General features: G+C 74.1%; 11 protein-coding genes. 4 read left to right on the top strand and 7 right to left on the bottom strand.

The annotated features are described in order from the left end of the window. Positions 1-104: 104 nt before the first annotated feature. The 4 genes from purU to OG802_RS15700 form a co-directional block, all read right to left on the bottom strand. On the bottom strand, positions 105-989 hold the full coding sequence (purU, locus tag OG802_RS15685) for a formyltetrahydrofolate deformylase (RefSeq protein WP_329411116.1): 885 nt from the start codon (positions 987-989) through the stop codon (positions 105-107). Between the two features lie 105 nt (positions 990-1,094). Next, positions 1,095-1,595 (bottom strand): SCO4402 family protein, encoded by a 501-nt coding sequence (locus tag OG802_RS15690; protein ID WP_329411117.1) that lies wholly within the window; start codon positions 1,593-1,595, stop codon positions 1,095-1,097. Positions 1,596-1,680: 85 nt separating this feature from the next. Next, positions 1,681-3,657 carry a hypothetical protein gene (locus OG802_RS15695; RefSeq protein WP_329411118.1) on the bottom strand — a complete coding sequence of 659 codons (1,977 nt, stop codon included), beginning with the start codon at positions 3,655-3,657 and terminating at the stop codon, positions 1,681-1,683. A gap of 210 nt (positions 3,658-3,867) precedes the next feature. Beyond that, positions 3,868-5,253 carry a transcriptional regulator gene (locus OG802_RS15700; protein WP_329411120.1) on the bottom strand — a complete coding sequence of 462 codons (1,386 nt, stop codon included), beginning with the start codon at positions 5,251-5,253 and terminating at the stop codon, positions 3,868-3,870. Positions 5,254-5,693: 440 nt separating this feature from the next. Here OG802_RS15700 and OG802_RS15705 point away from each other — a divergent pair, with 440 nt between their 5' ends. The 3 genes from OG802_RS15705 to OG802_RS15715 all read left to right on the top strand — a co-directional run bounded on the left by OG802_RS15705 (position 5,694) and on the right by OG802_RS15715 (position 8,801). Beyond that, a complete protein-coding gene (locus OG802_RS15705; RefSeq protein ID WP_329411122.1) occupies positions 5,694-6,356 on the top strand; it encodes a bifunctional DNA primase/polymerase in 663 nt (220 codons plus the stop codon). A 34-nt stretch (positions 6,357-6,390) separates the two neighbouring features. Further along, on the top strand, positions 6,391-7,158 hold the full coding sequence (locus tag OG802_RS15710; RefSeq protein ID WP_329411123.1) for an ABC transporter ATP-binding protein: 768 nt from the start codon (positions 6,391-6,393) through the stop codon (positions 7,156-7,158). 83 nt (positions 7,159-7,241) lie between these two features. Continuing rightward, positions 7,242-8,801, top strand: a complete 1,560-nt coding sequence (locus OG802_RS15715) for a transporter (RefSeq protein ID WP_329417092.1) — start codon at positions 7,242-7,244, stop codon at positions 8,799-8,801. A gap of 488 nt (positions 8,802-9,289) precedes the next feature. Here OG802_RS15715 and OG802_RS15720 read toward each other — a convergent pair whose 3' ends face one another. Further along, a complete protein-coding gene (locus OG802_RS15720) occupies positions 9,290-10,195 on the bottom strand; it encodes an alpha/beta fold hydrolase (protein WP_329411125.1) in 906 nt (301 codons plus the stop codon). A 526-nt stretch (positions 10,196-10,721) separates the two neighbouring features. After that, positions 10,722-11,414 carry a metal-dependent transcriptional regulator gene (locus OG802_RS15725; protein ID WP_329411126.1) on the bottom strand — a complete coding sequence of 231 codons (693 nt, stop codon included), beginning with the start codon at positions 11,412-11,414 and terminating at the stop codon, positions 10,722-10,724. A gap of 274 nt (positions 11,415-11,688) precedes the next feature. Here OG802_RS15725 and OG802_RS15730 point away from each other — a divergent pair, with 274 nt between their 5' ends. Next, positions 11,689-12,444 carry an SIS domain-containing protein gene (locus tag OG802_RS15730; RefSeq protein ID WP_329411128.1) on the top strand — a complete coding sequence of 252 codons (756 nt, stop codon included), beginning with the start codon at positions 11,689-11,691 and terminating at the stop codon, positions 12,442-12,444. A gap of 18 nt (positions 12,445-12,462) precedes the next feature. Here the strand turns inward: OG802_RS15730 and OG802_RS15735 are convergent, their stop codons facing one another. After that, positions 12,463-13,917, bottom strand: a complete 1,455-nt coding sequence (locus OG802_RS15735) for a PAS domain-containing protein (RefSeq protein WP_329411129.1) — start codon at positions 13,915-13,917, stop codon at positions 12,463-12,465. Positions 13,918-14,254 lie beyond the last annotated feature (337 nt).

Raw genomic sequence — 14,254 nt, forward strand, 5'->3', positions numbered from 1 at the left:
AACCGGAGGAGCCGGAACCGGAGGAGCCGGAACCGGAGGAGCCCGAACCGGAGGAGCCCGAACCGGAGGAGCCCGAACCGGAGGAGCCCGAACCGGAACGACGCCTACGGGAAGACGACCGTGCGCCGGCCGTTGAGCAGGATGCGACGCTCCGCATGCCACTTGACGGCCCTGGCCAGCGCCTGGCACTCCACGTCCCGCCCGATGGCGACGAGCTGGTCGGGCGTGACGCCGTGGCCCACCCGCTCGACCTCCTGCTCGATGATCGGCCCCTCGTCGAGGTCGGCCGTCACGTAGTGGGCCGTCGCGCCGATCAGCTTCACGCCCCGCGCGTGCGCCTGGTGGTACGGCTTCGCGCCCTTGAAGCTCGGCAGGAACGAGTGGTGGATGTTGATGATCCGGCCGCTGAGCTGCTTGCACAGGTCGTCGGAGAGGACCTGCATGTAGCGGGCGAGGACGACCAGTTCGACGTCCTGCTCCCGGACCAGCTCCAGCAGCCGCGCCTCGGCCTGCGCCTTGTTCTCCCTCGTCACCGGGATGTGGTGGAAGGGGATGTCGTACGAGCCCACCAGCTCGGCGAAGTCGGTGTGGTTGGACACCACGGCCGCGATCTCCACCGGCAGCGCGCCGATGCTGGCGCGGAACAGCAGGTCGTTCAGGCAGTGCCCGAACTTGCTGACCATGAGGACGATGCGCATCCGGTCGTCGGCCCGGTTGATCTGCCAGTCCATGTGGAAGGAGTCACCGATCGCGGCGAAGCTCGCCCGCAGCTTGTCCACGGTCACCGGGGACTCGGCGGAGAAGTGGACGCGCAGGAAGAACAGGCCCGTGTCGTGGTCGCCGAACTGCTGACTGTCCTCGATGTTGCAGCCGGTCATGAAGAGGTAGCTCGACACGGCGTGCACGATGCCCTGCTTGTCGGGGCAGGAGAGCGTGAGGACGTACTGGTCGGCGGGGTTCGCCGGGGCTCGGCCGGACTGCGCGTTCATGCCCGACAGGGTCCCATACCGCCCGTCGGCGTGGACAGCCGTCCCGCAGGGCGGAACGCGGGCGGCCGCCCTGCGTCCCCGTGCCCCTCGGCCTCCCGCGCGCTCCTACGCCGCCCGCGTCATGATCCGCAGGACTTCCAGCGTCCGGGGCGGTGCGTCCGGGTCGTCGCCGTCGCTCGCCGCCATGCGCACGTGTGCGTCCCGCGCCGCCCGCACCGCGTCGGGCCAGGCCTCGTGGTCGACGTACGCGGAGACCGGGGCGTCCGGCCCGACCTGGTGCATGATCCGCAGCACGCGCAGCACGGCGGTGTCGACGAGGGCCGCCTCCTGCGAGTCGCGGAAGATCGTCCCGACGTACTTCTCGGCGGACCAGTTGTCGAGCCAGGTGTCCTCGACCAGGCGGTACACGGCGTCGGTGACGTCCCCGTACCCCTCGGCGCCGGCCAGCCAGACGTTCTGCTGGAACACCGGATCGGAGAGCATGTGCAGCGCGGAGCGCACATTGCTGCGCCAGCGCCACCACGGCATGTCGTTGAGTGGCATGCCGCCCATGGTGAACGAGCGACGGCCGCGACGGGAAGAGTTCTCCGAACCTTGCACGGTCATCGATCGTACGTTTCGTCACCCCAGGGGCTTCACGGGCCCCTGGGGTTCACCGCGCCGTCACCGGCCGTCGACCGAGGGTCACCGGTCAGAGCTGGGTGGGGCCGCGCTGGGTCAGGCCGTACTTCTTCGCGATCTCGTTCCAGAGCTTCGCGGCCCGGCCCTTCTGGGCGCTGGCGGTGCCGCTCGCCCGGTTGCCGGCCTGCGCCTCCCCGGTCGCGCGGGCCGAGCCCTTCCGGCAGTTCTTCTTCTTGTCGCCGTTGACCTGGTCGGCCCAGGCGGCGTAGTGCTCGTCGGCCGAGGCGGACGCCTGCCAGGCCTTGGTGAGCGCGACGGTCAGCGCGGCGTGGTCCGGCAGCCGGTCCACCTTCAGCGCGGACAGCCTCGTGACCAGGCCGGTGCGCTGCCCGGCCGCGTCCCGCAGGTCCGTGGCGGCCTGCGAGAGGTTGTCGCACGACTTCACCGAGGCCACCGCGCTGATCACACCGGCCCGGCTGCTCCCGCTGTCGGCCAGCAGCTTGTCGAGTTCGACGGCCTGCTGCCGGGCCCCGTCGGCGGACGCCGACGCGGACCCCCCGGTGACGGGGGCCGACGCGGCGACGGTCTGGCCGGCGCCGCCCTTGTCGCCGCCGCCGCCCGCGAGCAACGCTCCCGCGCCGACTCCGACGACCGCCAGCGCCACGCCGACCGCCGCGAACAGCGGCACGCGCGAGCGCGTACGGCCCTCGCCGCCCCCTTCGCCGTCATCGCCCCGCGCCCCGCGTCTCCCGCCGGCCGCCGGACCGCCGGGCGGGACGGGGCCGGACTGCCCGTAGGAGGGCTGGGCGTACGAGGACTGGGCGTAGGGGGACTGGGGGGAACGGGCGGCCGGTCCGGCCCCGTACCCCTGGGGGGCGCCGTGTCCGGGGCCGTCCGGCTCGCTGAAGCGCGGGAGCTGCTGCGTGGACCCGGCCTGGCCGTCGCCGCCCGGTCCGTCGCGGAAGAGGTTCTCGAACCCGGCGGGCGGCTTCGCGTCCCCGCCGCCCTGGCCCGGAACGGGCGGAATGTACTGGGTGGCCTCGGAGTCGGGGTGCGCGCCGGGCTGTCCGCCCGGGAACGCTCCCGTGCCGGGCACCGGCCCGGCGGCGTCGCGCGGGGCGCGGCCCAGGAAGTGGGTCGACTCGGCCGGGCTCTCGGGCGGCAGCGCGCCCGGTGCGACCGGCGGAAGGTACTGCGTCGCGGCCTCGCCGGCCGGCACGGGCGGTATGTACTGCGTCGCGCCCTCGTCGGCGGGGACGGGCGGTATGTACTGCGTCGCGCCCTCGTCGGCGGGGACGGGCGGTATGTACTGCGTCGCCCCTTCATCGGCCGGTACGGGCGGTATGTACTGGGTCGCGCCCTCGTCGGCCGGGCTCACCGCGGGCGGCAGCGGCGCGCCCGCGCCGTACACGGCGCCGCCCGGGGCCGGGGCGGCCTCCGGCGGGAGCGGGCCCGGCCCCGCCTGTGCGCCGCCGTTCCAGGACGCCTGGGGGCCGTTCCACCGGTCCTGCCGCCCCGCGTCCGGGTCCGGCCGGTCCGCCGGGGCCTGCCGACCGTGGGCGGACTGCTGCGGGGCGGACGTCTGCCGGTCGGGGCCCCAGGGCTGTCCCCAGGTCTGCCCGCCGGCCGGCGCCGGCCCGCCGCCGTCCTGCTGCCCGAAGCCCTGCTGCCCGAAGTCCTGGCGTCCATAGTCCTGCGGACCGGGTTGCGGCTGCGGCTGCGGCTGCGCTCCGGGCTGCCCGTAGTGCTGCTGCCCGTACTGCTGTTGCCCGTAGGCCGGCTGCTGCGTGTACTGCTGCTGCCCGTGGTCGTCTCGGCCCTGTCCGCCGGGCTGCCCGTACTCCTGGCGTGCCGGGTCGGGCTGCCCGTACTGCCGGGCGTCGTACCCGCCGGACTGCCCGCCCTGCTGCGGGCCGGACCGGTCTCCCGGCCTCGGCACGCTCGGCGTCATTCCCGGCAGCAGGGGTTCCCCGCCGTCGGAGGGCAGCACGATGCCTTCGCGCGCGGGCTGCGCCGAGGGCTCCTCGCCCTGTCCACTCTGCGTCACCGGGACTCCTACGAATGGGGGACCTTCGGAATCGTCGGCTCACGCTACCGGGTCCCCGGAACCCCGTGCCACGCAGCTCAGAACCTGACCTGCCGCTTCTGGGCCGGACAGTGACGTTCCCGACAGATCCGGAGCGCCGTGCGCCGCGTCCGCCGCCGTCCCGTGGACGGACGCCGTTCCCGCACCCGCGCGCAGCGGCGCCCCGCCCGTTCACGCCGCGGTCTGCAACTCCAGCCGCGCCCCGAACTCCCGTACCACCGACTCCTCGCGGAACGGCGCGAGCCGCTGCTGGAGGTCCTCCAGGTACTCCGCGCCCCGGTTGGAGCGGAGCGTCCCCAGCAACTCGACCGCCTTCAGGCCGGTGTTGCAGGCCTGCTCGATCTCGCGCTGCTGCACCTGCGCCGTGGCCAGCAGGACGTACCCGATCGCACGCCGCCGGGCACGGCCGGGCGGATGCCCCGCCAGCGCCTGCTCGGCGCAGCGCGCCGCCGCCTCCGCCTGGCCGAGGTCTCGGTGGCAGTGCGCCAACTCGTCGGCCAGGTAGGCCTCGTCGAAGTGCGCGATCCACGCCGGGTCGTCGCCCGCGGCCCCGTCCGTCGCCTCCAGCGCCGACACCGCCCGCCCGGAGGCCGCCTGCGCGCCCCGGACGTCCCCCAGCAGGGCGTGTCCGCGCGCCTCGGCGGCGAGGAACATGGCCTCCGCGCGCGGGGTGACCCGCCCGCGCGTCCCCTCCTGCGCCGCCCGCGCCAACTGGGCGATCTCACGCGGGTTCCCGAGCTGCGCGGCGAGATGGCTCATGGAGGCGGCGAGGACGTATCCGCCGTAACCGCGGTCGCCGGCCGCCTGGGCCAGCCGCAGCGCCTGGATGTAGTACCGCTGGGCGAGGCCCGGTTGACCGGTGTCGACGGCCATGTACCCGGCGAGTTCGGTCAGACGGGCCACGGCCGCGAAGAGGTCACGGCCCACCGCCTCCCGGTAGGAGCCGGCGAGCAGCCCGGAGACGACGCTGTTGAGGTAGTGCACGACGACCGGGCGCACATGCCCGCTGCCGTACTGGTGGTCCAGGTCGACCAGGGCCTGCGTCATCGCCTTGACGGCGGCCACGTCGGACTGGCCCACGCGCGGGCCCGCGGACCGCGCCACCTGCGCGTCGGGCGCGGAGATCAGCCAGTCGCGGCTCGGCTCGACCAGCGCCGAGGCGGCCACGGACGAGCCGGACAGGAAGTCGCGCCGGCCCACGTCGCTGCGCCACAGTTCGCAGACCTGCTCGATGGCCCCCAGCACCGTCGGCGAGAACTGGAGCCCCACGCCCGAGGCGAGGTTCTTGCCGTTGGCCATGCCGATCTCGTCGATCGTGACCGTGCGGCCGAGCTTGCGGCCCAGCGCCTCCGCGATGATCGCCGGAGCGCGCCCCCGGGGCTGCTGCCCGCGCAGCCAACGGGCCACGGACGTCTTGTCGTAGCGCAGGTCGAGACCGTGCTCCGCGCCGCACATGTTGACGCGGCGGGCGAGCCCGGCGTTCGAGCACCCCGCCTCCTGGATGAGCGCCTGCAGCCGTTCGTTCGGCTGCCGCGCGACTAGCGGCCTTGCGGCCATGGGCACTACCCCCTGTGGCTGCGGTGACCGGGGCGGCGGGTGCCCGCCCACACACCGAGTTGACGTGTCTTGCACCGAAAAATTCCGGCCGAGCAGATCAATGCCCCACCGATCGGCCGAAAATGCGAGGCATGCGAGGATTGCCGATGATTGCCCCGCAATGACGGGCGACGCCGGTCGTGGCCGAGCCACGCCGTGTGGTGCCGTGCCGTTTCGTGCCGGGTGATGTCCGGCCGTGCCGGGTGATGTCGTGTGCTGCCGTGTCCTTGCGGAGAATCGCCGGTCGCCGACGGAAAGCCGCCCCCGCTACCTGGATACCCGTTCCCGCGCCCGTTCCTCCCGCGCGCCCCCGCACATGCACCCATGCGCCCCGGACGCCGAACCGATGCTCCTCCCCCGCGCATCGGCGGCGGGCGTAACCCCTGGTGACCGCTAGAGTTGTGTTCATCGTGGAAGAGACCATCGCGGGCGCCGAAGCCACTCAAATCCCGAAGCAGCGCGGGGAATCGCTGCTCGAGACCGCTGTTCGCTACGCCGAGGAACGTCATTGGGACGTCTTCCCCGGCACCTGGCTGGAAGCCGTCGACGGGGTGCAGGTCTGCTCCTGCGGCGACGGCGCGTGCGCCGCCCCCGGGGCGCACGCCGCCCGGCCGGACTGGGCGACGCAGGCGACCGGCAGTGCGACGGTCGCGCGCCGGATGTGGCAGAAGCAGCCCACGGCCTCGATCCTGCTGCCGACCGGTCGCACCTTCGACGCGATCTCCGTGCCGGAGACGGCCGGGTTCCTCGCGCTGGCCCGTATGGAGCGCATGGACCTGACGCTCGGCCCGGTGACCCTGACGCCGGACCGGCGGATGCAGTTCTTCGTGCTGCCGGGCGCGTCGGCGAAGGTGCCGGACCTGGTGCGCAAGCTGGGCTGGTCGCTGAGCGCCCTGGATCTCGTGACGCTCGGCGAGGGCACGTACGTCGCCGCGCCGCCCACCCGGTTCGGGTCCCGCGGGGCCGTGCAGTGGGCCTGCCGGCCGACCGCCGCGAACCGCTGGCTGCCGGACGCCGAGGAGTTGATCTCGCCGCTCGCCTACGCGTGCGGGCGGGACCGGTAGGGGGTCTCCCGCAGCTCATGCGTAGGGTTCGTGCATGACGTCCGTACGCGTGCGCAACCTCTGGAAGCGGTTCGGTCAGCAGGTCGCCGTCGCCGGGATCGATCTCGATCTGCCCTCGGGCAAGTTCATCGGGCTCGTCGGGCCGAACGGGGCCGGGAAGACCACCACCCTGTCCATGGTGACCGGGCTGCTGCGGCCCGACCAGGGGTCCGTCGAGATCGCCGGACACGACGTGTGGCGGGATCCCGTCGAGGTGAAGGCCCGGATCGGGGTCCTCCCCGAGGGACTGCGCCTGTTCGAACGGCTGTCCGGGCGCGAACTGCTGGCCTACAGCGGGCTGTTGCGGGGGCTGCCCGGCCCCGAGGTCGACAAGCGGGCCACCCAGCTGCTCGACGTCCTCGATCTGGCCGGCGCCCAGCACAAACTCGTCGTCGACTACTCGACCGGCATGCGCAAGAAGATCGGGCTCGCGGCCGCGCTGCTGCACAACCCCGAAGTGCTCTTCCTGGACGAGCCGTTCGAGGGCGTGGACCCGGTGTCCGCGCAGATCATCCGGGGCGTCCTGGAGCGGTACACGGCGTCCGGCGCGACGGTCGTCTTCTCCTCCCACGTGATGGAACTCGTCGAGTCGCTGTGCGACTGGGTGGCGGTGATGGCGGCGGGACGCATCCGGGCGCACGGCACGCTGGAGGAGGTGCGGGGATCCGCGCCCTCGTTGCAGCAGGCGTTCCTCGAACTCGTCGGGGCCCAGGGCCGGGACACCGGCTCCGACCTCGACTGGCTGGGCGGGGCGGGCCGTTGAACGCCCCCGCCGCGCCGGACTCCGCCACCGCTTCGGCCTCCGCCGCCGCCTCCGCACCGGGCCTCGTCGCCACCGTCGTCCGGCTGAAGCTGTCCCTGCTGCGCAACGGGCTGCGGCAGTCGAGCGGACGCCGGGCCGCCTACGTCGCCTCCGCCGTCGTCACACTGCTGTTCGCCGCGCTGCTGCTGCTCGGCCTGGTCGCCCTGCGGGGGCACGCGCACGCCGTGTCGCTGGTGGTGCTGCTGGTCGCGGTGTTCGGCCTGGGCTGGGCGGTGATGCCGCTGTTCTTCCCCAGCGGCGACGAGACCCTCGACCCGACCCGGCTGGTGATGCTGCCGCTGCGCCCCCTGCCCCTGGTGCGGGCGCTGCTGGTGGCCTCGCTGGTGGGCATCGGGCCGCTGCTCACCCTGCTGACGCTCACCGGGGCCGTGGTGGCCCTGGCGCACGGCGCGGCGGCGTGGACGGTGGGCGTGTTCGCCGTGGCGCTCGGCCTGCTGGTGTGCGTGGCGCTGGCGCGCACCGTGGCCACCGCCAACGTCCGGCTGCTGACCAGCCGCAAGGGCCGCGATCTGGCCGTGCTGAGCGGGCTGGTCATCGCGGTCGGGGCGCAGGTCGTCAACTTCGGGGCGCAGCGGCTCGGCACGTCCGGCCTGGCGGAGCTGGATCCGGCGGCGGCCGTGCTGCGGTGGCTGCCGCCCGCCTCGGCGGTCGGCGCGGTGGACTCGGTGAGCAAGGGGCACCACGGCGTCGCGGCCGCGCAGCTCGCCGTCAGCGCGGCGGCCCTGGTCCTGCTGGTGACGGCCTGGGCGCGGAGCATGACCCAGCTGATGACGTCGCCCGACGGCTCGACCCTTCAGGCCGCCGAACCCGCCGCGCGGAAGCGGCGGGGCCGGGCAGGCCCGGCGCGGCTGCTGCCGGGCGGGCGCACCGGCACCGTCATGGAACGCAGCCTGCGCTACGTCTGGCGTGATCCGAAGACCAAGGCGGCCTGGGTGACGTCGCTGGCCATCGGCCTGATCGTGCCCCTGTTCAACGCGTTGCAGGGCACCGGTTCGATCTACTTCGCCTGCTTCGCGGCCGGGATGCTCGGCATCCAGATGTACAACCAGTTCGGCCAGGACACCTCCGCGTTCTGGATGGTCGCCATGACGATCTCGTCGACGCGGGACGCCTACGACGAACTGCGCGCCCGGGCGCTGGCCCTGCTGCTGATCACCCTGCCGTACGCGACGTCGGTGACCGTGCTGACGACCGCTCTGCTCGGCGACTGGCGGAAGCTGCCCGAGGTGCTGGGGCTGTCCCTCGCACTGCTCGGCGCGATGCTCGCGACGGGCGCGTGGACGTCGGCGCGCTTCCCCTACTCGATCCCTCAGGAGGGCTACAAGAACGTCGCCCCGGGGCAGGCCGGACTGGCCTGGATCGCGGTGTTCGGCGGCATGGTCTCGGCGGCGCTGCTGTGCGCGCCCGTCATCGCGGTGACGATCTGGCTGAACGTCAGCGAGGGCGGCGACACCTGGACGTGGCTGCTGCTGCCGGGCGGAGCGGTGTACGGCGCGGGCATCACCTTCCTGGGACTGCGGCTGGCCGCGCCGCGCACGGCGGCACGGCTCCCGGAGATCCTGGCAGCCGTGAGCAAGGGCTGACGCCCCAGGTCCGGCACCCCGGCCGGGGCGATCCCGGCGGCCGTGAGCAAGGGCGGTTTGAGGCGTCCCCGGGCACGGCGCGGGCATCACCTTCCTGGGACTGCGGCTGGCCGCGCCGCGCACGGCGGCACGGCTCCCGGAGATCCTGGCAGCCGTGAGCAAGGGCTGACGCCCAGGTCCCGGCGCCCCGGCCGGGGCGATCCCGGCGGCCGTGAGCAAGGGCGGTTTGAGGCGTCCCCGGGCCGACGGCTACCGCCCGGCCGGGGTTCCGCTCAGGGGGCGACAGTCCCCCGCGCGCCCCGCCGGATGCCCGCCCGGCGGCGAGCGGCGGGCTTCGACTCCCGCCCGGAGGCCGCCGGTTTCCGCGAACGGGCCGACGGCTCCCGCTGGGGGGCTGCGGGGTTCCGCGCGAAGTCGCAGCCGCCCGCCCGGAGGCCACGCGTCGGCCCGGAGGCCGGCGGCCACCGCCCGGAGGCCGCCGGTTTCGCTCAGGGGGTGTCGGGGGTGAGGACGGTGTCCAGGAAGGGTTCGATCGCTGTGCGCCAGCCCTCGGGCTGGTCGTAGTGGACGAGGTGGCCGGCGTCGGCCACCTCGGCGTACTCGCCGCGCGGCAGGACGCGGACCATCTCCTGGGCCTCCGCGCGGCCCAGCTCGCCGTCGAGGCCGCGCACGACGAGGGCGGGGCACCGGACCTGGGTCAGCTCCTCCCAGTGCGCGTCGTAGACCCAGGTCTCACGGGACTTGAGCATCTGCTCGAGTTCGAAGACGGGACGCCAGCCGTCCGGCGACTCGTGCATCGCCTCCGCGTAGAACTCGCCCCGCGAGGGGTTCGGGCGCTCCACCCAGGGGTCGTCCTCGCCGAACCACTTGCGGACGTCGGCGAGGGTGGCGAAGGGCAGCGGCCAGGACGCGAACCAGTCGGCCCACTCGCGTTGCGAGGCCGCGCCGAGCGCCGAGGCCCGCATGTCGCAGACGACGAGGCCGCGCACCAGGTCGGGGCGCCGGGCCGCGAGCTGCCACGCGGTGAGCGCGCCCATGGCGTGGCCGATGAGGACGGCGGGGGCCAGCCCGAGCTGTTCGAGGGCGGCCTCCGCGTCCTCGACGTAGGCCTCGCGGGTGAACGCGGCCCGCGGCGGCTTCTCGCTCTGCCCGTGGCCGCGCTGGTCGAGGGCGACCGCGCGATGCCGCTCGGAGAGCCAGCGGGCGGTGGACGCCCAGTGCGAGGCACGGCCCATCAGGCCGTGCAGTAACAGGACCCCGGAGGTCCGCTCGGGTTCCGCGGGCCGCTGCCGCCCGCCGGAGGACTGCGCCGGGATCCCCTTGGGCGGGTCCCCGAACTCCCAGGCCGCCAGACGCACACCGCCCGCCCCGGTCACGTCGATGCGTCGCGCCATGGATCCTGGCACCCCCTAGCCGTCGTACCGCTGCGCTGTCGATGCTTGTCGATGCTCCGTACCGCTTCGATCACGTGCAGGCTATCGAATGCCCTTTCGAGAATTGCACTCTCCGCGCACAACACCCCTCGTTCGAGTGACCACCCTCAAGGAATGATCCCCGCTGCCGAGGGGAGATTTCCAGCGGGAGGCGGACCGCTCGGGGAAAAACGGTCCGAGGGGAATGACCCTGGGAGCTCGGGGCTCCGGGTCAGCACAGGGGAGGACAGGCCCCGGCGCCGCACGGCGCCGGGGCCCTCCCTTGCTCCGCGGCACGCCATCCCGGCCCCCTCAGGTCCTATGCCTCACGCGACAGCCTGGCACGCCGAACGCCGCCGCGCTGCGATTCGACACAGGGAACCGCCCGATCCGACGACTTCGACGGCTTCGACGACGCCCCGCAACTTCCCCGCCGGACCGGGGAGTTGACCGTGCCTTGAACCGTGGCTCGAACCGTTCCCGAGACCGCGCCGAACGGTCTCGCGCGCTACTTCTTGGCGACGAACACGTGCGACGCGACGTCCGACACCAGCTCCGCGGCCTCGCCGCCGCTGCCCACCAGCACACCGCCCGGCGACTCCGTCACGCTCACCACCGAGCCCGGCTGCACTCCCGCGCGGCGCAGCGTGTACATCAGCTGCGCGTCCGTCTGGATCGGCTCGCCGATCCGGCGCACGACGACCGTCTTGCCCTCCGGGCCGGGGTCGAGATCGGCCAGCGAGACCATGCCCTCGTCCAGGAACGGGTCCGCGCCGTCCTTCTCGCCCAGCTCCTCCAGGCCCGGGATCGGGTTGCCGTACGGCGACTCGGTCGGGTGCCGCAGCAGCTCCAGCACCCGCCGCTCCACCGCCTCGCTCATCACGTGCTCCCAGCGGCACGCCTCCGCGTGGACCTGCTCCCACTCCAGGCCGATCACGTCGACGAGGAGACACTCGGCGAGACGGTGCTTGCGCATCACGCGCGTGGCCAGCCGGCGGCCCTCGTCGGTGAGCTCCAGATGGCGGTCGCTGGCCACCGCCACCAGTCCGTCGCGCTCCATGCGCGCCACGGTCTGGCTGACCGTCGGGCCGCTCTGGTCGAGCCGCTCGGCGATCCGGGCACGCATGGGGACCACACCTTCCTCTTCCAGTTCGAGGATGGTGCGGAGATACATCTCCGTGGTGTCGATCAGTCCGGACATTCGTGCCCCTCGATTAGCTCTGCCGAAAAGCTCGACCGCTCTACGGCGCGTGCGCTGGCCCTGCACCCAATTCTGCCGGATACCACTGACAAGCGTGCCTCGCCGTCCCCACGCGCGGACCGCGTCCCGGCCCCGGCGGGCGCGCCCGGCGCGTCCCCCGCCCCGGCCGCCCCACGGGCGCCGGCCGTATTGACAGGGCACTGGTCCAGACCGCACGGTGATCCGCGACACGGACAGCGACACCTCCACCGACTCGGCAAAGGGGCCCCCTCGGATGAGCGACCGCAAGCTCGCCGCCCAGTTCTTCGACGCCGCCGTCGCCCTGCTGCAACGGGTCCGCGACGAGGAGGCCGAGGCCGTCGACGCCGCCGGCGCCCTCCTCGCCGACACCGTGGCGGACGGCGGCCGCCTCTTCGCCTTCGGCGCCGGCCACTCCTCGCTCGCCGCCCAGGACGTCGTCTACCGGGCGGGCGGTCTCGCCCTGATGAACCTGCTCGTCGTGCCGGGCGTCGTCGGCGTCGACGTCGTCCCCGCCACCCTCGGCTCGGCCCTCGAACGCGTCGACGGCCTGGCCTCCGCCGTCCTCGAGACGTCGCCGCTGCGCGCGGGCGACGCCCTCGTCGTCGTCTCCCTCTCCGGCCGCAACGCGCTGCCCGTGGAGATGGCCCTGAACGCCCGCGCGCTGGGCGTGAAGGTCATCGGCGTGACCTCGGTCGCCTACGCGACGCAGACCGCGTCCCGGCACGTCACCGGAACGTTCCTCAAGGACCACTGCGACGTCGTCCTCGACTCGAAGATCGCGGTCGGGGACGCCGAACTCGCCCTCGACACCGTTCCCGCGCCCTTCGCCCCCGCCTCCACGGTGGTGACCTCGGCGCTTCTGCAGGCCGTCATGGCCACCGCGGCCGGCGCCCTCGCCGAGCGCGGCATCGAGCCCCCGCTGCTGCGCTCCGGCAACGTCGACGGCGGCCACGAGTGGAACGGCCGGATCATGGACGAGTACCGGGACCGCATCTTCTACCGGCACTGACACGCCCCCGCGCGCGGGTCAGCCGTCGTCGCGCCCGGCCTCCCGCGCCGTCAGGTCCGCCAGGTCCAGCGCCGTGGCGATCCGCACGGCGACGTCCTCGGCGTAGTTCGCGTCGGAGCGCTCGAAGGCGGCACGGCCGGCGCCGCGCAGGAACGTCAGTACGCCCAGGGTCCGGCCCCGGCTGCGCAGCACCGCGCACAGCGCGTGCACCGTGTCCTGCGGCCACTGCCGCGCCCGCGCCCACTCCCGCGCCTCGTCGGCCGACGCCGGTCCGGCGCCCGCCCGCACCGAACCGGCGCGGGCCACGCACTGCAACGCCGGGTGCCCCTCCGCGTAGCGCACGGGCAGACCCGCGTGCCCCGTCAGGGCGCTCGGGCCGGGACCGCCCGAGGGGGTGGCCGCGACCCGCGCCAACCGCAGCGGGCCCGGCCCCTCCGCGTCGCCCATCACGCGGTCGACCAGGGCGTGGTCGGCGAAACCGGCGAGCGCGAAGTCGAGGTGGACGGTGGCCGCCTCCGCGGGGTCCTCGCACTCGGCGGCCGCGCGTGCCGCCCGGTGCAGCTGGTTGGCCCGGAACCGCAGCAGCGACGCCTCCTGCTCGCCCTGCTTGCCCTCCGTGACGTCCTGGAAGATCCAGCCGACGCCCAGCGGCACCGGCTCCTCCGCGAGCGGCGACGCCAGCCGCAGGAAGCCGCTGCGCCAGCAGCGCCGCCGCTCGCCGTCCGGCGTGCGCACCCCCACCCACAGCTCCGCCGGGGCCGGCGGGGCGCCCTCGGCGAGGACGTGCGTCAGCGCGTTCTCCAGCTCCTCCACGCCCTGGGTGAGCAGCTCGCCCAGGGGGCGGCCCAGCACCGCCGTGCGGCCGGCGCCCAGCGCGCGGGCGGCGTGCGCGTTGACGACGGCGGGGCGCAGATCGGCGTCGACCAGGACGACGCCCCAGGAGGCGTCGTCGAAGAGCGCCTCGCTGAGCGCGATGGACCGCTCCAGGTCGATCTGGGCGTGCACCTCGCTGAAGGCGCAGTACAGTCCGGCGGGCTTGCCGTCCGGGCCGGGCACGGCGGCCGACTGGGTGCGCACGAGGACCCGGCCGCCGTCCTTGGTCAGCAGCGCGAACTCGTGCACCTGGCGGCCGGGCGCGTGCATGGCGGCCATCAGCCGCCCCTCGATGTCCTCCGCGTCGGCCTCGCGCACGGCCCAGCCGGCGAAGCCACGCCGGCCGACGGCCTCCTCGGCGCTCCAGCCGAGGATGCGCTCGGCCTCGCGGTTCCAGTGGGTGACGACTCCGTCGCCGTCGAACGCGCACAGCGCCGCGTCCATGCCGTCGAGCAGCGCGGCGAGCAGATCCGCGCCGTCCGGGCCGACGGCGGGCTGCGCGTCGCCCGGGGGCTTCTGGCCGTCGTCGCCCCGCCCGGGCCGCTCGGGCTCGTCCGGCCCGAGTGCGTCCGTGGTCCCACTACGCCGGGAAGCACTCACCTGGACCCCCTGCAGGTTCGCTCACGTGCCCTCATTCAACTCGAACGTGACGCAGCCCACATACGGTTCCCGCAAGATTGCAGGGAATCGCCGTACCGCGCCCGCGCCCCGGCGGGACGGGAGCCGCGGGCCGGTCCGTGCCACCGTCCCGCCGCCGCGCGCCGCCGGGTTCCCGGGCCCGTCCACGACCGGGGCCGCGGACGGGAACGAAGATCATTCACCCCTCCAGCGAACCTCGCCGGTACGCGCGCGTCAACCCGCCCGCCACCGGCCCCGGAGACAACCCCCGCGTTCGGGGGGTTCAGGGATCTCCTCCCTCCGGCCGGACGACGTCCGT

This window comes from Streptomyces sp. NBC_00704, assembly GCF_036226605.1.
Classification (GTDB): Bacteria; Actinomycetota; Actinomycetes; order Streptomycetales; family Streptomycetaceae; genus Streptomyces.

Coding starts and splice junctions, on each gene's coding strand:
- purU (WP_329411116.1), bottom strand. CDS start 989: ATGAACGCGCAGTCCGGCCGAGCCCCGGCGAACCCCGCCGACCAGTAC.
- OG802_RS15690 (WP_329411117.1), bottom strand. CDS start 1,595: ATGACCGTGCAAGGTTCGGAGAACTCTTCCCGTCGCGGCCGTCGCTCG.
- OG802_RS15700 (WP_329411120.1), bottom strand. CDS start 5,253: ATGGCCGCAAGGCCGCTAGTCGCGCGGCAGCCGAACGAACGGCTGCAG.
- OG802_RS15710 (WP_329411123.1), top strand. CDS start 6,391: ATGACGTCCGTACGCGTGCGCAACCTCTGGAAGCGGTTCGGTCAGCAG.
- OG802_RS15720 (WP_329411125.1), bottom strand. CDS start 10,195: ATGGCGCGACGCATCGACGTGACCGGGGCGGGCGGTGTGCGTCTGGCG.
- OG802_RS15725 (WP_329411126.1), bottom strand. CDS start 11,414: ATGTCCGGACTGATCGACACCACGGAGATGTATCTCCGCACCATCCTC.
- OG802_RS15730 (WP_329411128.1), top strand. CDS start 11,689: ATGAGCGACCGCAAGCTCGCCGCCCAGTTCTTCGACGCCGCCGTCGCC.